Here is an 18,233-nt window from a genome sequence, read left to right as displayed (position 1 = left end):
CCGCCCGCCGATCGCCTCGACCCGCTCGGCCAGCCCGGCCAGCCCGTACCCGCCGCCGGGCCGCTCCGCGCTCTGCGGGCCGGTGCCCGCGCCGTCGCGGACGGCGGCCGTGTCGCCGGCGATCCGGTCCCTCCAGGGCGCCGGCGGTGCGGCGGTCCCGGCGGTGGCGGGCGCGGTGCCGGTACGGGAGCGGTGACCGCTCGCGGCGCGCGCCGCCGGGGCCTCCGCGGCGGCGGGGGCGGGCGGGGCGGCCTGGTTGGTGACGGCGACGGTGACGGTGTCGCCGTCCTGCTCGAGCCGTACGGTGACCGGTGCGCCGGGGGCGTGCTTGGCGGCGTTGGTCAGGGCCTCCTGCACGACGCGGTGCGCGGCCAGCGCCACCATCGGCGCCACCGCGGGCACGGGCGGCGGGGGCGGGCCCGAGGGCGCAGCACGCGGCGGGGCCGGGGTGCGGTCGTTCGCCTCGTGCCCGCGATGGTGATCAGGGGCCGGGGGCGGGGTGCCCGCGGACGTGCCGGGAGTGCCCGGGTCTCCCCCGCCCGGGGCGCGGCCGGGGTCTGGTGCCCGCATGGACGGCGGGGACGGCGAGGGCGGCGGCGTACCGGGTGCGGCGGGGGTCTCCGGTCCGGTGGCGGGGACGAGGGCGGGGGCCGAGCCGGTCAGGCGTACGGGGATCCCGGACGCGGCGGCGCGGTCGACCAGGTCGGTGATGCTCTCGCGGGCCGGGCGCGTCCCGGCCAGGCCGCTTTCGGGGTCGGGGTCGGCTCCCCCGCCGCGGCCGGTGCTCTCGCGCAGGACGCCGATGACCTCGCGCAGGTGGTCGGTGGCCTCGGCGGCGCCCGCGCGCAGTTCGGCGGCCGCGGCGCGGTGCCGTTCGGGCAGGTCGGGCGCGACCTGCAGCGCGCCGGCCCGGACCGCGATCAGGGCGAGTTCGTGGCCGAGGGAGTCGTGCATGTCCTGGGCGATGCGGGAGCGTTCGCGCAGCCGCTCGCGTTCGGCGACGATGCGGTGCTCGCGTTCCAGCTGCTCGGCGCGCTGCCAGCCGGCGTGCAGGAGTTCGCGGTACTGGCGCCAGTAGCGGCCGACCAGCCAGGGCAGCACGCCCAGCAGCACCAGCCAGATCGTCAGCGGGAACCAGGTGGTGACGTCGATGCCGCGCGCGAGGTTGAGGACGGTGCCGCCGACGAACGTGGCGGTGAAGATCCACAGGATCGGGCGGGCGCGGGCCATCCGGAGCCCGGCCAGGTAGGCGACCACGGGCAGCGCGAACACGAAGTTGGCGTGGATCAGCAGTGCGACGATGACGGTCGCGAGCGGCGCCAGCGGCCATGCGCGGCCGACCGCGACGGCGGCGCCGAACGCGGCCACGCCCGCCGCCTGGAGCCACAGCGACACCTCGCCGCCGTTCTGGGGCGTCATCCCGGCCACCACCGGGAACATCAGCACCGCCCACAGCAGCGCGTCCCCGGCCGCGGCGCGGCGGGTGGGGCGGGCCGTCAGTGCCCGCAGGACGCGGCCGGGCGGGCCGGAGAGATCGGGATGGTCGGCGCCGTTCACGCTGGTCACAGTACAAGTGCGGGCGGGCCCGCCGGTACTGACGAAAGTAGGGGTCCCCGGGGCGGGGCGGGCGCCGCGGGCGGGCCGGGCGGGAGCGGGGCGGGCTGAACTACGGTGGTGCCCGTGAGAGCGATCCGTTGGCCGCGGGGCCTGGCCGGTGACATCGTGCTGGCGGTCGTCACGTTCGCGGTGACGGTGGTGTGGTCGGCGTCGTCGGCGCAGCCCGCGGACTCGCCGCTGTGGCCGGGCGGGATCGTGCTGATCGCGGTCGTGTCGGCGGCGCTGGCGCTGCGGCGCCGCCATCCGCCGGCGGTGCTGGTGATCGCGACGCTGGTCACGCCGCTGTACTACCCGCTGGGCTATCCGGACGGGCCGATCGCGTTCGTGTTCCTGATGGCGCTGTTCACCGCGAGCGTGCGGTCGCGGCCGTGGGTGCCGCTGGGCGCGGTCATCGCGATCAACGCCGGGTTCGTGGTGGTGGGGGCGCTCCGCGGCGGTGAGCGCAGCTGGAACCCCAGCGCGTTCGTCGAGGCCGAGGACGTGGCCGGGCTGAGCGTGATGCTGCTGGCCACGATCGTCGCCGGGCAGTACGTGCGCAGCCGCCGGGCGCTGCTGGCCGACGCCGAGCGGCGGGCGGCCGAGGCCGAGCACGACCGCGAGCAGGAGGCCCGCCGCCGCGCGGTGGAGGAGCGGCTGCGGATCGCCCGCGAGCTGCACGACGTGCTGGCCCACCAGATCTCGCTGATCAACGTGCAGGCGGGGGCCGCGCTGCACCGCCGTGACGATCCCGAACGCGCGTACGCGTCGCTGGAGGCGATCAAGCAGGCCAGCAAGGAGACGCTGCGGGAGCTGCGCGGCGTGCTGGGCGTGCTGCGGCAGGTCGACGAGGAGGAGGGTGAGGGCGGGGCGGTGCCGGTGGAGCCGGCGCCGTCGCTGGCGCGGCTGGAGGGGCTGCTGGAGCGCGCCCGCGCCGCCGGGCTGCCGGTGCGGCGCGCCGGGGACGTCGACGATGCGCGGCTGGGCGCGCTGCTGGCGCCGCCGGCCGCGCTGGCCGGGTACCGGATCGTCCAGGAGGCGCTGACGAACGCCGCCCGCCACTCCGGCGCCGCCGAGGTCACCGTCGCGGTACGGTTGCGCGGCGGCGCGGTGATCGTTCAGATCGACGACGACGGGCCGGGGCCGGTCGACGAGGCGGCGCTGGAGCGGGGGAACGGGCTGCGCGGGATGCGCGAGCGCGCGGCCGCGGCCGGCGGCGAGGTCACCGCCGGGCCGGTGCCGGGCGGCGGGTTCCGCGTCCAGGCGCGGCTGCCCGCCGAACCGGGCAGTGGTCCGGGGGAACGGGTACGGGAAGTGGAGGAGAGCGCGTGATCCGGGTGGTGCTGGCCGATGACCAGACGCTGGTGCGGGCCGGTTTCCGGTCCATCCTGGAGGGCGAGGACGACATCGAGATCGTCGCCGAGGCCGGCGACGGCGAGGCCGCGGTGCGGCTGGCCGCCGAGCTGCGCCCCGACGTGGTCCTGATGGACATCCGGATGCCGAACCTGGACGGGCTGGAGGCGACCCGCCGCATCGTCACCGACCCCCGCCTGGACGGCGTGAAGGTGGTGATCCTGACGACCTTCGACCTCGACGACTACGTCTACGGCGCGATCAAGGCCGGCGCCAGCGGGTTCCTGGTCAAGGACACCGAGCCGACCGAGCTGATCCACGGCGTGCGGGTGGTGGCGCGCGGGGACGCGCTGCTGGCGCCCACCGTGACCCGCCGGCTGATCGCCGAGTTCGCCTCCCGCATCACCGCGCCGCCGCCGGCCGTCGAGCTCAACGCCCTCACCGACCGCGAGCGCGAGGTCCTGGAACTGGTGGCCGCGGGGCTGTCCAACGAGGAGATCGCCGGACGGCTGGTGCTGTCGCCGGCCACCGCCAAGACCCACGTCAGCCGGATCCTGGCCAAGCTCGGCGCCCGCGACCGCGCCCAGCTCGTCGTGCTGGCCTACGAGACCGGCATGATCCGCCCCGGCTGGCTCGGCTGACCCGCGGCCGCCGCAACCGTCCCGGCCCGGCCGGTGTTGACACGGACGTGACGGTAACCGACCAGACCCTCCCCGCCCCCGCTCCCGGCGCGGGTGCGCAGACCGGCGCGGAGACCGGCCAGGACGGCGACGGCTGCGGCGACCCGGCCGCCGCGGCCGTGGTCGCCGCGCTGCGCGGCGACCTCGACGAGGGCTTTGCGGCCCTGTACGAGGCGTACCGCGGCACGGTGTTCTCCACCGCGCTGCGGCTGAGCGGCCGCTGGGCCGAGGCCGAGGACCTGTCGGCCGAGGCGTTCCTGCGCGCCTACCGCGCCCTGTGCGGGTACGGGCCCGAGCGCCTGGCCGTGCTGCGGCCGCGGGCGTGGCTGCTGACGATCCTGGCCAACCACTGGCGCAACACCCTGCGCGCGGCGGCGCGGCGCCCGCGGCCGGGCCCGCTGGAGGAGGCCCCCGATCCGCCGGACCCGGCCGAGGGCGTGGAGGCCGCCGCGGCCCGCCACGAGACCGGCCGCGAGCTGGCCGCCCTGCTGGCCGAGCTCGGCCCGGCCCAGCGCGCCGCCGTCGTCCTGCGGCACGTCGCCGACCTGCCCGTCGCCGAGATCGCCGAGATCCTCGACGTCCCCGCGGGAACGGTCAAGTCGCACATCTCCCGCGGCCTGGCGCGGCTGCGCGCCCTCACCACCGACCACGACGCCCTGCGCGCCGCCGCGACCGGCACCGGCCGTTCCGGCGGGCGCGCGGACTCCACGAAAGGGGGCACCCCATGAACACCCGCCACCACCGGCGCCCCGGCGGCCCCGGCGACCCGGGTGGCCCGGGTGGGCTGGAGGAGGCGCTGGCCTCGCTGGCCACCGACGCGCCGCCCGCCCTGCTGGACCGCGTCGCCGCCCGCCGCGTCCGGGTGCCCGGCCCGCTGGAGGACGTGCACGTGGCGTTCACCGGCCACGGCGTGGCGTTCCTGCGCGCCGGGATGGACGAGCGCGCCTTCACCGCCGCGTTCCGAGAACGGTTCGCGCGGCCGCTGCTGCCGGCCGACCGCCCCCCGGCCGGGCTCGAGCCGGCCCTGCGCACCGGCCGCGCCGGCGCCCTGCGGCTGGACCTGCGCGGCCTCAGCGCCTTCGAGGCCGCCGTGCTGGCCGCCACCGCCACCATCCCCCGCGGCCAGACCCGCCCCTACGCGTGGGTGGCCCGCCAGGCCGGCAGCCCCGGCGCCGTCCGCGCCGCCGGATCGGCCCTGGGGCGCAACCCGGTCCCGCTGCTGATCCCCTGCCACCGCGTCACCCGCTCCGACGGCACCATCGGCCAGTACGTCTTCGGCGCCGGCGCCAAGGAACGCCTCCTGCGCGCCGAGGACGTCGACCTGGACGCCCTGGCCGCCCTCGCCCGCCGCGGCGTGCACTACCTGGGCAGCGACACCACCGGCGTGTACTGCCACCCGACCTGCGCCGACGCCCGCCGCATCACCCCCGCCCACCGGCACGGCTTCCGCAGCCCGGCGGCCGCCGAGGCCGCCGGCTACCGCCCGTGCCTGCGCTGCCGTCCCGGCCTGGCCACCCCCGCTTGAACGGGCCGGACGGCAACCCGACGGCGAAGGGCGAGACGGGGTGAGCCGGGGTGAGGCCGGGGCGGGGGGTGCGTCCCGGCCGTTCAGGCGGCCGGGACGTCCATGAAGCCGCTCGCGCCGCGGCGCGAGCGGGCGCGGCCCGCCGTGACACCGGCCACCCACGCCTCGAACTCCGCCAGCTCCGCGGCCGCGACGGCCACGTCCGCCTCGACCGCCCCGCCGTAGCGGACATCGGACGGCTGCCGCCCCGCGCCGTGCAGGTCGCCCAGGAAGCGGCCCGCCAGCGCGTGCTCGACCTCCACCGTCACCGTCACCACCGGCACCCGCTCCACCACCGCGGCCGCCTCGACCGCCTCGGCCACCGCCTGCCCGTAGGCGCGCACCAGGCCGCCCGCGCCCAGCTTCACCCCGCCGAAGTAGCGCGTCACCACCGCCGCGACGCCCGTCAGCCCGTTGCGGACCAGCACCTCCAGCATCGGGACGCCCGCCGTGCCCGACGGCTCCCCGTCGTCGCTGCTCTTGGTGATCTCACCGGACTCCCCCACCACGTAGGCGGTGCAGTTGTGGGTGGCGTCGCGGTGCGCGCGGCGGTGCCGGGCGATGAACTCCACCGCCGCGGCCTCGTCGGCCACGCGCGCCAGCGTGCAGACGAACCGGGACCTGCGGACCTGCGTCTCGTGGGTGACCGTCCCGCTGATCGTGCGCATGATGGCCCGAGTCTAGGCCGCCCCGCCCCCGCTACGGCCCGGCGGCGGCCCGGCGGCGGGGCGGGGCGGGGCGGGGGCTGGTCAGTCGCCCGGGTGCGGCCAGGGGTTGGCGCGGCACCCGTACAGCGACAGGGTCTGCTGCACCATCACCGGCGCCCGCCGTCCCGGTCCCGGGCAACCCCGGTGCCCGTGCCCCAGCGCGTGCCCGACCTCGTGGTTGACCAGGTACTCGCGGTAGGCGGCCACGTCACCGCGGTAGGGGGGCGCGCCCTGGCTCCAACGGCGCGCGTTGAGGACCGCGCGGCCGCGGGCGTGGCACGACACCTGGCCGCGGGTGTCCAGCGGGCGGCACATGCGGTCGGTCAGCGCCGGGCTCGACAGCGCCACCCGGAACCGCACCGGCCCGTCCGCCACGCGCAGGAACCGCAGCCGCCCGCCCCGGCCCCAGCCGCGCCGGTCGTTCAGGACGCGGTGCACCTCGGCGGCGAAGCGCGCCGGGGAGAACGGCAGGCCCCGCTCGACCTCCACCGTGTACCGGACCACGTACCCGTGCCGGCCCGGGGGCGCGGCCGTGCCGGGGACGGCGGCGTAGCGGCCGGTGGCCGCGCGCGGCACCCGTACCGGCGGCGGCTGCCGGCGCCCGTTGACCACCACCGGGGCCCGCGCGGCGGGACCCGCCCCACCGCCCGCTCCGCCGCCCGCAGCGGCGGTGCCGGCCGCCGAGGCGTCCGGCCGCGGGGACGGGCCGGTGACCGTCCAGGCGACCAGCCCCGCCGACACCGCGGCCAGTACCGCCCAGCCCGCCGCCGCCCACGGCCCCCGGAGCCCGCGGCGGCGCCGCGGGGCGGGTGGCGCGGGTACGCGCGGGGGCCGTTGCCTGAGTTCGTGCATGACGCCGCGCCGTGCTCAGCCGGCCGCGGCGCGGTCGCGCGGTTCGTCCGCCTCGTGCATGGCCGCCCCCCTCGATGCGACGCACCCCGAAGATCACTCGCATCAGCCTCGCGCATCGTAACCGGAATGCGACGCTTGGTAGCGGACGGGAGTTCCGGGAGGGTCTCCCCCGGCCCCGGCATAAGCGGCGTAACCGGGCCGGGCCGGGCCGCCGCCGTTCACCGGCAAGGGGACGGGAGCGGGACGAAGAGGGCGGGAGGCAGAGGGCGGAGGGGAAGGGGGTCAGTCGCAGGAGCGGTCGCCGATCATCGGCAGCACGTCGGCGATCGACGGCAGCACGTGCGTGGGGCGGAACGGAAAGCGCCCCACCTCCTCCTTGCGGGTCACCCCCGTCAGCACCAGGATCGTCTCCAGCCCGGCCTCGACGCCGGCGACGACGTCGGTGTCCATCCGGTCGCCGACCATCGCGGTGCACTCGCTGTGCCCGCCGACCCGGTTCAGCGCGGTGCGCATCATCAGCGGGTTGGGCTTGCCGACGAAGTAGGGGTCCACGCCCGTCGCCTTGGTGATCATGGCGGCGACCGCGCCGCACGCAGGCAGCGACCCCTCGGTGGACGGGCCGATCGGGTCGGGGTTGGTGGCGATGAACCGCGCGCCCCGCTCGATCAGCCGGATCGCCCGGGTGATCTGGGAGAAGCTGTAGGTGCGGGTCTCGCCCAGCACCACGTAGTCGGGGTCGATGTCGGTCAGCACGTACCCGGCCTCGTGCAGCGCGGTGGTCAGCCCCGCCTCGCCGATCACGTACGCCGACCCCTCGGGGCGCTGGTCGGCCAGGAACTGCGCGGTCGCCAGCGCCGAGGTCCAGATCGCCTCGACCGGGACGTCCAGGCCGATGGAGGCCAGCCGCGCCGCGAGGTCCCGGCGGGTGTAGATGGAGTTGTTGGTCAGGATCAGGAAGCGTTTGCCGGAGGCGGTCAGCCGCCGGATGAACTCGTCGGCGCCGGGGATCGGGCTCCCCTCGTGCACCAGGACCCCGTCCATGTCCGACAGCCAGTACTCGATCGGCTTGCGCTCCGTCATGCGGCCATTCTCGCAGCCCGCGGGCGCCCGGCGCGCACGGGCCGTTGACCGGGCGGCGCGCCGGACCGTAGATTCGCCTCAATTCTAGAATTCAGTTCGGTGACGGAGGTAGTGCGTGAAGACCATCGCCGAGACGCGGGCGGCCCTGACCGCCCCGGGGCAGCCGTTCGAGATGGACGAGATCGACATCCGCGGCGTCGCCACCCGCGTCTGGAAGAACGCCCCCACCACCCTGCCGCAGATCCTGGAGCTGTCGCGCGCCCACGGCGACGCCGACTTCCTGGTCTACGAGGACGACCGCCTCACCTTCGCCGAGCACCACGCCCGCGCCGCCGCGTTCGCCCGCCGCCTCATCGACCGCCACGGCGTCGCCAAGGGCGACCGCGTCGCCATCGCCATGCGCAACTACCCCGAATGGTCGGTGGCCTTCTTCGGCACCGCCCTCGCCGGCGCCGTCGCCGTCCCCCTCAACGCCTGGTGGACCGCCGCCGAACTGGAGTACGGCCTCACCGACAGCGGCGCCAAGGTCCTCGTCGCCGACGCCCAGCGCGCCGCGCGGCTGGCCGAGGCCCTGCCCCGCCTCGGCCTGCCCGCCGTCGTCGCCCGCCCCGACGGCCCGCTGCCCCCCGGCGCGGTCTCCTACCAGGACTTCCTCGGCGACGTCGACCCCGCCACCGAACCGCCCGCCGTCGAGCTCGACCCCGAGGACGACGCCACCATCTTCTACACCTCCGGCACCACCGGCCGCCCCAAGGGCGCCCTGGGCACCCACCGCAACATCACCACCAACCCCATCAGCCTCGCCTACGGGACGCTGTCGGCCGCCGTGCGCGGCGGCGGAGAACTCGCCACCCTCATGGCGCCCCAGCGCCGCGTCACCCTGCTGTCGGTCCCCTTCTTCCACGCCACCGGCTGCCACTCGGTCCTGGTCAGCAGCGCCCTGCAAGGAGGCACCGTCGTCCTGATGTACAAGTGGGACGCCGAGCAGGCGCTGCGCCTCATCGAACGCGAGGGCGTCACCGGGTTCGGCGGCGTCCCCACCATGGCCTGGCAGGTGCTGACCTCGCCGAAGTTCGGCGACTACGACACCTCCAGCCTCACCGGCGTCAGCTTCGGCGGCGCGCCCGCCCCGCCCGCCCTGCTGGGCACCATCACCGAGCGGCTGCCCGCCCGCGCCCCCGGCAACGGCTACGGCCTCACCGAGACCTCCTCGGTCACCACCTACAACGGCGGCGCCAACTACCTGGAACGCCCCGACAGCGTCGGCCCGCCCGTCGCCGTCTGCGACGTCAAGGTCGTCGACCCCGCCGGCGGCGGCGAGCTGCCCACCGGCGAGGTCGGCGAGCTGCTCATCAAGGGCCCCAACGTCATCAAGGGCTACTGGAACCGGCCCGCCGACACCGAGCGCGCCTTCACCGCCGGCGGCTGGTTCCGCAGCGGCGACCTGGCCCGCCTGGACGCCGACGGCTTCGTCTACATCGTCGACCGCGCCAAGGACATGCTCATCCGCGGCGGCGAGAACATCTACTGCGCCGAGGTCGAGGCCGCCCTCTACGAGCACCCCGCCGTCGCCGACTGCGGCGTCATCGGCGTCCCCCACGACGTCCTGGGCGAGGAGGTCGGCGCCGTCGTGCTGCTGCGCCCCGGCGCCGAGCTGACCGCCGACGCGCTGCGCGCGTTCCTGGCCGAGCGCATCGCCGCGTTCAAGGTCCCCGCCCACGTGTGGTTCCGCGACCGGGAACTGCCCCGCAACCCCGGCGGCAAGCTCCTGAAGACCCGGCTGCGCGAAGAACTCCTCGGCTGACCCCTGCCGCCCGCGCTCGCCCGCCGCCGGCCGTCCCCGACCCGCGGACGGCCGGCGATAGAGTGATCATGTGAGCGACGACATCCGCCCCGGCACCGCCATCCGCCAGATCGCCCCCGCGGAACTGGCCCCCGGCCCCGGCTACAGCCATGTGATCAGCGTCGACGCGCCCGGCCGGCTGGTCGCCGTCAGCGGCCAGGTCGCCCTGGACGCCACCGGCGCCCTCGTCGGCCCCGCGGACCTCGCCGCCCAGACCCGCCAGGTCTTCACCAACCTCGCCGCCGCGCTCACCGCCGCCGGCGCCGGCTGGGAACACGTCATCAAGCTCGGCTACTACCTCGTCGACGCCCGCGACGTCGCCACCGTCCGCACCGTCCGCGACGAGTTCCTGCCCGCCGGCGTCACCCCCGCCAGCACCCTGGTCCAGGTCGCCGCGCTGTTCCGCGACGACCTGCTCATCGAGATCGAGGCCCTGGCCGCCGTCCCCGCCTGACCCCGCCCCGGAACGCGAAAGGGCGCGGGGCCCGCGCCCCGCGCCCGCACCGGCCGCGCCGGCCGCTCAGTCCATGGCTCAGACGTTGACGCCGAAGTCCGACGCGATGCCCGACAGGCCCGAGGCGTAGCCCTGGCCGACCGCGCGGAACTTCCACTCCGTACCGTGCCGGTACAGCTCGCCGAAGACCATCGCGGTCTCGGTCGAGGCGTCCTCCGACAGGTCGTAGCGGGCGATCTCGGAGTTGTCGGCCTGGTTGACGATCCGGATGAAGGCGTTGCGGACCTGGCCGAAGCTCTGCTGGCGGTTGTCGGCGTCGTAGATCGACACCGGGAAGACGATCTTGGCGACCTCCGCCGGCACCCCCGCCAGGTTCACCTTCAGCTGCTCGTCGTCGCCCTCGCCCTCACCGGTGAGGTTGTCGCCGGTGTGCTCCACCGAGCCGTCGGGGCTCTTGAGGTTGTTGAAGAAGATGAAGTGCTTGTCCGACAGCACCTTGTTCTCCTGCGAGCACACCAGGGCGCTGGCGTCCAGGTCGAAGTCGCTGCCGGTCGTGGTCCGCACGTCCCAGCCCAGACCCACCACGACCGCGGTCAGCCCGGGAGCCTCCTTCGTCAGCGAGACGTTGCCGCCCTTGCTCAGACTGACTCCCACTGTGTCCACCTCCGTATCGACTCCGCACGGACATCGGTCGCCCGTACGGTCTGTAACGAGAACGGTAGTCAACCGGCACCGGTTCCCACCGCCGCTTCCGCTACACGGCGCACCAAATCCGCCTCCGCACACCGTAGGGGACACCGCCCGCCCCGCGCTGCCCGCCGGCCCCACGATTCAGGGGGCTTTCAGGGACCGGTCACAGCCCCGGGACGAACGACACCGGCGCGGACACCTCCGCCGGCACCTCCAGCGCCGCCGCCAGTTCCGCCGCCCGCGGCGCCAGCTCCTCGCCCAGCCGCCCCCGCAGGTCCCACACCCGCTGCAGCGACCCCGGCTCCAGCACCCCCGCGTCCAGCAGCGTCCCGGCCCGCCGGTCCATCCACCCCAGCGCGTGCAGGCCCAGCAGCGGCCGCAGCACCGCCGGCCCCGACCCGGCCGCCCGCGCGCAGATCTCCAGCACCATCCGGTCCGCGCACGCCCGCGCCGTGCGGGACGCCAGCGTCAGGTTGGCGTTCCAGGCCGTGAACGCGTCCGCGTCCGCGCCCGCCGCCAGCTCGGCCGCGACCCGCTCGGCCAGCCGCTCGCGCATCCGCGCCTCGCACGCGCCCGCCAGCCGCACCCACTCGCCCGGATCCAGCAGGTCCCCGGCGCCGCGCGGCGCCGGCCCGGGGCGCGGCGGCACGTACCGGTCCAGGTCGGCCATCGCCCGCGCCGTATCGAACAGGATCAGCTCGTTGTCGCCGCCGGCGTTCATGTAGGCGTGCGCCAGCCCGCGATAGCCGTTGAGGCGGTCGGTCGCGGTGAACCCCGGCGCGCCCGCGTGCACCCGGCACATCGACACCGTCTCCTGCGCCAGCTCGGTCGCCGCGGCCTTCAGCAGCGCCAGGTCCCGGTCCACCGCCGACCACGGCGCCCACGCCGTCTCCGGCCCCCCGCCCGGCACCGCGTCCGGGTCCGGGCCGGGGCCGTCGGCGCCGGTACGGGCCCCCTTCACCCGCCCCGCCACCGCCGTCAGCGCGTACGCCGACGCCAGCGCGCCCAGCACCGCCTCCCGCTGGTTGCGGTAGTCGGTCAGCGGCCGCCGCGGCGCCAGCCGCCCCAGCGTGGAGCGGCCCGCCGAATGCGCCCACAGCAGGTGCGCCGAGGCCCGCGTGATCGCCGCCGACACCGACACCACCGCCCGCCACACCGCCGGCGCGATCCCCATCGACCGCGTCAGCCGCTGCGCCGGCCCGCCCGCCGGGTCGTGGAAGGAGCCGTCGGCGCCCAGCCGCGCGCCGTCGCGCAGCCACGCCTCGTACGGCACGCGCAGCCCGTCCAGCCGCACGGCCGCGTAGTCGACCTGCAGGCCGGTGGTGTCGGGCGCGGGAACGATCGTCACGCCCGCGGGCGGCGCCCCGTCCGGCCCCCGCACCGGCACCACGAACACGAACACCCCCCGCTCGGCGCCACCGTGCACGAGCGTGGCGTAGACGGCGGCGGTCTTGGGGACGGCCGGGTGGGCGGTGCTGGTGGGAAACTTGGCCGCCGCCGCGTCCGGCGTCTCCAGCACGAACCCGCCGGTCGCGGCGTCGAAGCGGGCGAGGGTGCGCGGCGACAGGTGGCTGTTGCTGCGGCCCACCTCGGTCATCAGCAGCGTCCCGAACGAGGCCATCGACTCCAGCGACTCGCGCTCGCGCCGCGGCCCCTCCTGCTCGGCGCCGAACCGCAGGATCGGGCCCAGCGCCAAGGTGTAGTGCAGCAGCATCACGTGGAACAGCGCCGGGTCGGCGATCGCGGCGCGCTCCAGCAGCGCGCACAGCGCGGGCGGATCGTCGAGCAGCTCGGCGGCCGGCGGCGCGGCCCGCCCGGCCGCGCGCAACCGCCGGTAGGTCAGCGCCTGCCGCTCGCGCGGCGCCAGCCCGTCGGGCAGGGCGAAGAACTCCCCCGGCACCGCCTCGGCCAGCAGCGCACGCGTCTTGGCGGTGAGCCCCGGCCCGCGCACGAACGCCGCCAGCGCGTCCGGCTCGGGGTCGGGGTGGGAGAAGGGGGGACGGACGGTGCCCATCGCGGCGCTCCTGTTCACGGGTCGGGGACCCCGCGCACGCGCGGCCGGGGGCGCGGGGCTCAGAGGGCAAAGGGCAGGGGGCAAAGGGCAGGGGGCAGAGGTCGGGGGCGGGGGGATCGCGGGGCGCGGGTGCCGAGGGAGGCGGAGCGGGTCAGCCGTCGGAACGGGCGCCCGCCGCGCCGCGCACCGGGTCGTGGACGGACCGCGCGGACCCGCCCGCCGCCCCGCCGGGACCGCCGGTCAGGCCGGCCGGGGCGCGGCGCGGGCGCTCGCGCAGCGGAGCCAGCGTCGCCACCCCCGGCAGCGTCAGCCGCGCGCACTGGCACAGCGCCTCCCCCGCGCCCGCCTCGACGAACAGCGACGCCCCCGCCCGGTGCACCGCCCGCAGCGTCTCCGGCAGCCGCACCGGCCGCACGATGCAGTCGGCCAGCGCGCGGTGCAGATCGTCGTCGTCGGTGTAGGCGCGGCCGCGTACCGGCGAGTGCACCGGGATCCGCATCGGCCGCCGCGGATAGGCGCGGATCATCGCGCACCACTGGTCGTCGGCGCCGGCCATGGCCGGATGGTGCGACAGGTAGGGCACCGCCAGCCGCACCGCGCGCACGCCGTCCGCGCGGGCGGTGTCCAGGACCTGCTCCAGCGGGCCGCCCGGCCCCGCGACCACCGTGGCCGAGGGGGCGTTCAGGCAGGCCACCACCACCTGCCCGGCGGCGCCGGCGCGGGCGATGAGGGCCTCGGCGCCGTCCTCGCCGGTCTCCAGCAGGCCCAGCCCGCCGCCGGCGCCGCGGCGCGCCAGCACCTCCACCAGGCTGCGCGCCATCCGCGCGCCGTCGCTGACGCTGAACGCGCCCGCGCACACCAGCGCGGCGATCTCGCCGAAGCTCTGCCCGACGGCGAAGGCGGGCACGGTCCCGGTGGCGCGCAGCGCCCGGTCGGCGGCCACCGAGGCGGTGTAGGCGGCCAGCTGCGCCACCCCCGGGACGCGGGCCGCCGCGCGGTAGCGGGCGGGGTCCTCCAGCAGGATCGCGCGCATCGACGGCCACCGCGGCGAGCGCGGCAGGGCCTCGCGGACCGCGTCCAGGACGTCGTCGACCGCGCACGCGGCGGCGGGGCCGCGGGCGGCCAGCGCCCGCAGGTCGGGCGGGCCGGCCGCGCCGGTGCCGGGGAACAGGAACGCGCAGGCGTCGTCGGGCCTGTGCTCGTGCGTCCAGCCGGAAGAGAGGGCCACGCGGCTCTCCTTACCTCGAGGGGAGACTCTCTTTGCCGTACGGATAAAGCGCGCGCTGAACCACCTAGTAAGGCACAAACGGTGCGAAATTCAATTATCACTCAATGAATCGGCCTGACAACCGTCCGCACCGCCAGCGGCCGGTCACCCCGCCCGGAACGGTCCCGGAAGCCACGAAAGAGAGCCAGACAGAGCCAGGGAGAGGGAGACAGGAGGCGCCCCATGCCCGCCCGGCCGCAGCACCTCGATCGCGAGCACCCGGACACCCGGCACCCGGACACCCGGCACTCAGCCCACCGGTACGCCGAGCACCGGCCCCCCGAACACCCGCCGCCCGATCACCGGGCCTGGGCGATCCGCGCGACCGGCTCGTACCTGCCCGGGCCGCCGATCCCCAGCGAGGACGTCTCGCGCGAGCTGGGCCTGGACCCCGGCTGGATCGAGCGCCGCACCGGGATCCGCGGCCGGCACGCCGCCGCCCCCGGCCAGGCCGCCTCCGACCTCGCCGCCGAGGCCGCCCGCCGCGCCCTGGACGCCGCCGGGCTGGGCCCCCGCGACATCGGGCTGATCGTGCTGGGCACCTCCACCCCCGACGAACTCGGCCCCGCCACCGCCTGCCGCGTCCAGGCCCTCCTGGGCGCCCGCCGCGCCGCCGCCTTCGACATCGCCGCCGCCTGCACCGGATTCGTGTACGGGCTGCAGGCCGCCGTCGGCTGGCTGGCCACCGCCCGCCCCGGCCCCGCCCCGCACGCCCTGGTCATCGGCGTCGAGGTCTACTCCCGCTTCCTGGACCCCGGCGACCGCGCCACCCGCGCGCTGTTCGGCGACGGCGCCGCCGCCGCGGTCGTCGGCCCCGCACCCGCTCCGTACGGGATCGGCCCGCTCACCCTCGGCTCGGACGGCACCCGCGCCGGCGACGTCCTCATCCCCGCCGGCGGCAGCCGCCGGCCCGCCGGACCCGGCACGCTGGCCGAACGCGCGCACACCATCCACATGGACGGCCGCGCCGTCCGCGACTTCATCACCGAGATCTTCCCCCGGCTGGTCGGCGAGGCCGCCGAGGACGCCGGCGTCAAGCCCGCCGACCTGGACCTGGTCGTCCCCCACCAGCCCAACCCGCGGCTGGTGGCGTCGCTGGCCGCCGAGGCGGGACTGGAACCCGCCCAGCTGGCCATCGCCGGCCACGACGCCGGCAACATCGGCGCCGCCAGCCTCCCCTACGCCCTCGACCGCGCCGTGCGCACCCGCGGCATCGCCCCCGGCGAGCTGGTCCTGCTCGCCGGATTCGGAGCCGGGCTGACCTGGGCGCGCACCGTCGTCACCTGGCCGCCGGGCTGACGCCCGCGCGCGGGAGGGGGCTCAGGCGCGGGAGACGGCCAGGCGCAGGCCCAGGCCGATCATCGCGGCGCCCGTCATCCCGTCGATCGCGCGGCGGACCCGCTCGCGCGCGAACAGCCGGCGCAGCGCGCCCACCACGTTCGCCACCACCGTGAACCACGCCAGCGCCACCACCGCGGCGATCACCGACAGCACCAGCGTGTCGGTGACCGCCGGGTGCTCGCCCAGGAACTGCGGCATCAGCGCCACGAAGAACACCGCCGCCTTCGGGTTCAGCACGTTGCACAGCAGGCCCTGCCGGAACGCCGTGCCCCGCGAGACGGCCGGGCGCTCCCCGTTCTCCCCGTCCTGCCCGTCCGGCCCCTCGCCGCCGCGGCGGACCGCCGCGCGCAGCGACCGGATCCCCAGATACAGCAGGTACACCGCGCCGACCGCCTTCACCACCGTGAACGCCGTCGCCGAGGCCGCCAGCAGCGCCGCCACGCCCAGCGCGGCCGTCGCCGCCCACACCAGCACCCCGGCGGCCACCCCCAGCGCCGTCACCGTGCCGCCGCGGCGGCCGCCGAGCGCCGCGTTCCGCACCACGATCGCGAAGTCGGGGCCGGGCGACATCGCGCCCACCGACATCGCCAGCGCGAACGCGGCCATCTGCGCCGTCGACATCCCCGTCACCCCGTCACCCGTTCCCCTCGGCATCGGCCTTGATGTTGCCCTCGATGTGGCCCTCGATGTGGCCCTCGATGTCGGCCTCGATGTTGCGCTCGGGGCCGTCGGCCAGGGTACCGGCCAGCAGCTCCACCGCCAGGTCCACGTCCCGCTCGGTGGTGTAGAGATGGAACGCGCAGCGCAGCCGCCCGGCCCGCACCGAGGCGGCCACCCCGCCGGCCCGCAAACGCTCGGCCGTCCCCTCCGGCACCTTCACCGACACGATCGCCGAATCCCCCGGCGGCAGCCCCAGCCCCGCCCGGAACCGCCGAGCCATCGCCACGTCATGGGCGTGCACCGCCTCCACCCCCACCCGCGCCAGCAGTTCCAGCGCCGGCGCCTGCCCCGCCCAGCTCTGCCAGGCCGGCGACAGGTCCAGCCGGCGCGCGCCGCCGGCCAGCCGCAGCGGCAGCCCGTACACCGACTCCCACGGCCGCTCCCCGGCGTACCAGCCCGCCGCGATGGCCGGCAGCTCCGCCAGTGCCTCGTCCGTCCCCGCCAGAAAGCACGTGCCGCGCGGTCCCAGCAGCCACTTGTAGCCGCCGCACACCAGCAGGTCGACCCGGCCGGCGGGAAGCGGCAGCCAGCCCGCGGCCTGCGTGGCGTCCAGCAGCACCCGGGCGCCGTGCGCGCGGGCCGCGGCGATCAGGTCCTCCATCGGCGCGATCCGCCCGTCGGCCGACTGCACCGCCGACACCGCCACCAGCCCCACGTCCGGGCCGACCGCGCCGGGCATCTCCTCCAGCGGCACCGACCGCACCCCGATCCCGGGACGGGCCAGGAACGGGAACAGCAGCGAGGTGAAGTCCCCGTCGGCCACCAGCACCGTCGTGCCCTCGCGCAGCGACGCCGCCACCAGCCCGACGAAGTACGACACCTGCGGCCCGATCGCGACCCGCTCCGGCGCGACCCCCACCAGCGCCCCGAACGCCGCCCGCGACCGCGCCACCGCCTCGTCCATCACCCCCGCGGCCAGCAGCCCCGCCGCGCGGTCGCGCTCGGCCGCCAGCACCGCCTCGTGCGCCGCCCGCGGCGGCAGCCCGTACGTCGCGGTGTCCAGGTAGGCCGTCCGCGCCGTGAACGCCTCGCGCGCCCGCGCGATCGTCATCTCGCCCATGGCCCGATCATCGCGCATCGGCGCGCGCGGTCAGCCGGGCGGCCCGGCGGCGGCCGCGTAGCGGGCGGCGAGCGCGCGCAGATGATCGCGCAGCTCGGGCGGGTCCAGGACGGTGAACCCCACGCCCAGGCTCCCCAGGAAGCCCGCCAGGTCGTGCAGGGAGTCGCCGCCGGTCTCCAGCTCGCACGTCCGCGCGTCCACCGTGCGCAGCAGGCCCGCGGCCGGGGTGAGCCGCTCGGCGACCGCCTCGGCCGGGGCCTGCAGGCGCACCCGCGCCGGGTACCGCCAGGCCCGCGAACCCGCCCCCCGCACCACGTGCGCGCCCGCCCCGCCCTCGGGCGGCTCGCGCGGGACGAACCGCGGCCCGTTGGGCGTGCGGGGGCTGATCCGGTCGGCGCGGAAGGTCCGCCAGTCGTCCCGGTCGCAGTCCCAGGCCAGCAGGTACCAGCGGCGGCCGGTGTAGACCAGGCGGTGCGGCTCTGCGGTGCGCACGCTCGCGGTCCCGTCGTGGCCGCGGTAGTCGAACCGCAGCCGCTCGTGGTCGCGGACGGCCGCGGCGATCACCGTCAGCGCCGCCGCGTCCACCACCGGGCCGCCCGCGGCCACCGACACCGTCGCCGCGCCGACCGCCTCGGTACGGTGCCGCAGCCGCGAGGGCAGCATCCGCTGCAGCTTCGCCAGCGCGCGCACCGAGGTCTCCTCGATCCCCGCGACCGTGCCGCCGGCGGCCGCGTGCAGGCTGACGGCCACCGCGACCGCCTCCTCGTCGTCCAGCAGCAGCGGCGGCAGCGTGCCGCCCGCGCCCAGCCGGTAGCCGCCGGCGATGCCCGTCGTCGAGTGCACCTGGTAGCCCAGGATCCGCAGCCGCTCGACGTCGTTGCGGACGGTACGGGTCGTCACCTCCAGGCGCGCGGCCAGTTCGGCGCCCGGCCAGGAGGGGCGGGACTGCAGCAGCGACAGCAGCCGCAGCAGGCGGACCGAGGTCTCCAGCATGCCCTCATCCTGGCACCATTGC

Annotated in this window: 17 protein-coding genes; 7 read left to right on the top strand and 10 right to left on the bottom strand. The window is 76.8% G+C overall.

Annotated elements, in window-relative coordinates; genetic code table 11:
- Positions 1-1,557, bottom strand: a 1,557-nt coding sequence (locus tag AB0881_RS34665) for a histidine kinase (RefSeq protein ID WP_366623967.1), incomplete at its 3' end; no start/stop codon positions are given.
- 123 nt (positions 1,558-1,680) lie between these two features.
- On the opposite strand from AB0881_RS34665, the gene AB0881_RS34660 reads away from it, so the two are divergent.
- Genes AB0881_RS34660 through AB0881_RS34645 form a run of 4 tightly spaced genes read left to right on the top strand, consistent with a single transcriptional unit; the run spans position 1,681 to position 5,151 of the window.
- Positions 1,681-2,925 carry a sensor histidine kinase gene (locus AB0881_RS34660; RefSeq protein WP_366623965.1) on the top strand — a complete coding sequence of 415 codons (1,245 nt, stop codon included), beginning with the start codon at positions 1,681-1,683 and terminating at the stop codon, positions 2,923-2,925.
- A complete protein-coding gene (locus tag AB0881_RS34655) occupies positions 2,922-3,587 on the top strand; it encodes a response regulator transcription factor (RefSeq protein ID WP_366623962.1) in 666 nt (221 codons plus the stop codon). Before AB0881_RS34660 ends, AB0881_RS34655 begins: the two co-directional genes overlap by 4 nt.
- 47 nt (positions 3,588-3,634) lie before the next feature.
- Entirely contained in the window at positions 3,635-4,354 is a 720-nt protein-coding gene (locus tag AB0881_RS34650; RefSeq protein WP_366623960.1) for a sigma-70 family RNA polymerase sigma factor, read from the top strand.
- Entirely contained in the window at positions 4,351-5,151 is an 801-nt protein-coding gene (locus tag AB0881_RS34645; protein ID WP_366623958.1) for a methylated-DNA--[protein]-cysteine S-methyltransferase, read from the top strand. The genes AB0881_RS34650 and AB0881_RS34645 overlap by 4 nt, the downstream gene beginning before the upstream one ends.
- A gap of 83 nt (positions 5,152-5,234) precedes the next feature.
- Here the strand turns inward: AB0881_RS34645 and AB0881_RS34640 are convergent, their stop codons facing one another.
- The 3 genes from AB0881_RS34640 to AB0881_RS34630 all read right to left on the bottom strand — a co-directional run bounded on the left by AB0881_RS34640 (position 5,235) and on the right by AB0881_RS34630 (position 7,829).
- The gene (locus AB0881_RS34640) at positions 5,235-5,858 is read right to left on the bottom strand and encodes a YigZ family protein (protein WP_366623956.1); all 624 of its coding nucleotides are present in this window, start codon (positions 5,856-5,858) and stop codon (positions 5,235-5,237) included.
- Positions 5,859-5,939: 81 nt separating this feature from the next.
- A complete protein-coding gene (locus AB0881_RS34635; protein WP_366623954.1) occupies positions 5,940-6,749 on the bottom strand; it encodes a DUF3152 domain-containing protein in 810 nt (269 codons plus the stop codon).
- Positions 6,750-7,031: 282 nt separating this feature from the next.
- Complete coding sequence (locus AB0881_RS34630) at positions 7,032-7,829, bottom strand: HAD-IIA family hydrolase (protein ID WP_366623952.1); 798 nt, start codon at positions 7,827-7,829, stop codon at positions 7,032-7,034.
- A gap of 115 nt (positions 7,830-7,944) precedes the next feature.
- Between AB0881_RS34630 and AB0881_RS34625 the strand changes: the two genes are divergently transcribed.
- Together AB0881_RS34625 and AB0881_RS34620 are read left to right on the top strand one after the other, a co-directional pair.
- Positions 7,945-9,633, top strand: a complete 1,689-nt coding sequence (locus AB0881_RS34625; RefSeq protein WP_366623950.1) for a class I adenylate-forming enzyme family protein — start codon at positions 7,945-7,947, stop codon at positions 9,631-9,633.
- Between the two features lie 70 nt (positions 9,634-9,703).
- Complete coding sequence (locus AB0881_RS34620; protein WP_366623948.1) at positions 9,704-10,126, top strand: RidA family protein; 423 nt, start codon at positions 9,704-9,706, stop codon at positions 10,124-10,126.
- 78 nt (positions 10,127-10,204) lie between these two features.
- Here AB0881_RS34620 and AB0881_RS34615 read toward each other — a convergent pair whose 3' ends face one another.
- From AB0881_RS34615 to AB0881_RS34605, 3 genes are all read right to left on the bottom strand, one after another.
- Positions 10,205-10,780, bottom strand: a complete 576-nt coding sequence (locus AB0881_RS34615) for a TerD family protein (RefSeq protein WP_366623946.1) — start codon at positions 10,778-10,780, stop codon at positions 10,205-10,207.
- 199 nt (positions 10,781-10,979) lie between these two features.
- On the bottom strand, positions 10,980-12,830 hold the full coding sequence (locus AB0881_RS34610) for a hypothetical protein (RefSeq protein ID WP_366623944.1): 1,851 nt from the start codon (positions 12,828-12,830) through the stop codon (positions 10,980-10,982).
- Positions 12,831-12,981: 151 nt separating this feature from the next.
- Positions 12,982-14,058, bottom strand: a complete 1,077-nt coding sequence (locus AB0881_RS34605; protein WP_366623942.1) for an acyltransferase domain-containing protein — start codon at positions 14,056-14,058, stop codon at positions 12,982-12,984.
- A gap of 222 nt (positions 14,059-14,280) precedes the next feature.
- Here AB0881_RS34605 and AB0881_RS34600 point away from each other — a divergent pair, with 222 nt between their 5' ends.
- Entirely contained in the window at positions 14,281-15,396 is a 1,116-nt protein-coding gene (locus AB0881_RS34600; protein ID WP_366623940.1) for a ketoacyl-ACP synthase III, read from the top strand.
- 21 nt (positions 15,397-15,417) lie between these two features.
- Here the strand turns inward: AB0881_RS34600 and AB0881_RS34595 are convergent, their stop codons facing one another.
- From AB0881_RS34595 to AB0881_RS34585, 3 genes are read right to left on the bottom strand one after another with little or no spacing between them, the layout of a single operon-like run.
- On the bottom strand, positions 15,418-16,059 hold the full coding sequence (locus AB0881_RS34595; protein WP_366623938.1) for a LysE family translocator: 642 nt from the start codon (positions 16,057-16,059) through the stop codon (positions 15,418-15,420).
- Positions 16,060-16,072: 13 nt separating this feature from the next.
- Complete coding sequence (locus AB0881_RS34590) at positions 16,073-17,218, bottom strand: aminotransferase class V-fold PLP-dependent enzyme (protein ID WP_366623936.1); 1,146 nt, start codon at positions 17,216-17,218, stop codon at positions 16,073-16,075.
- Positions 17,219-17,248: 30 nt separating this feature from the next.
- Entirely contained in the window at positions 17,249-18,211 is a 963-nt protein-coding gene (locus tag AB0881_RS34585) for a YafY family protein (RefSeq protein ID WP_366623934.1), read from the bottom strand.
- Positions 18,212-18,233: the final 22 nt, after the last annotated feature.

Source organism: Spirillospora sp. NPDC029432, assembly GCF_040703975.1.
Lineage (GTDB): Bacteria > Actinomycetota > Actinomycetes > Streptosporangiales > Streptosporangiaceae > Spirillospora.
This window is presented reverse-complemented; position numbering and strand designations above follow the sequence as displayed.

What these genes read in the sequence shown, in the direction of transcription:
- AB0881_RS34585 (WP_366623934.1), bottom strand. Translation starts at nt 18,211, where the DNA reads ATGCTGGAGACCTCGGTCCGCCTGCTGCGGCTGCTGTCGCTGCTGCAG.
- AB0881_RS34590 (WP_366623936.1), bottom strand. Translation starts at nt 17,218, where the DNA reads ATGGGCGAGATGACGATCGCGCGGGCGCGCGAGGCGTTCACGGCGCGG.
- AB0881_RS34610 (WP_366623944.1), bottom strand. Translation starts at nt 12,830, where the DNA reads ATGGGCACCGTCCGTCCCCCCTTCTCCCACCCCGACCCCGAGCCGGAC.
- AB0881_RS34635 (WP_366623954.1), bottom strand. Translation starts at nt 6,749, where the DNA reads ATGCACGAACTCAGGCAACGGCCCCCGCGCGTACCCGCGCCACCCGCC.
- AB0881_RS34640 (WP_366623956.1), bottom strand. Translation starts at nt 5,858, where the DNA reads ATGCGCACGATCAGCGGGACGGTCACCCACGAGACGCAGGTCCGCAGG.
- AB0881_RS34595 (WP_366623938.1), bottom strand. Translation starts at nt 16,059, where the DNA reads ATGTCGACGGCGCAGATGGCCGCGTTCGCGCTGGCGATGTCGGTGGGC.
- AB0881_RS34600 (WP_366623940.1), top strand. Translation starts at nt 14,281, where the DNA reads ATGCCCGCCCGGCCGCAGCACCTCGATCGCGAGCACCCGGACACCCGG.
- AB0881_RS34645 (WP_366623958.1), top strand. Translation starts at nt 4,351, where the DNA reads ATGAACACCCGCCACCACCGGCGCCCCGGCGGCCCCGGCGACCCGGGT.
- AB0881_RS34630 (WP_366623952.1), bottom strand. Translation starts at nt 7,829, where the DNA reads ATGACGGAGCGCAAGCCGATCGAGTACTGGCTGTCGGACATGGACGGG.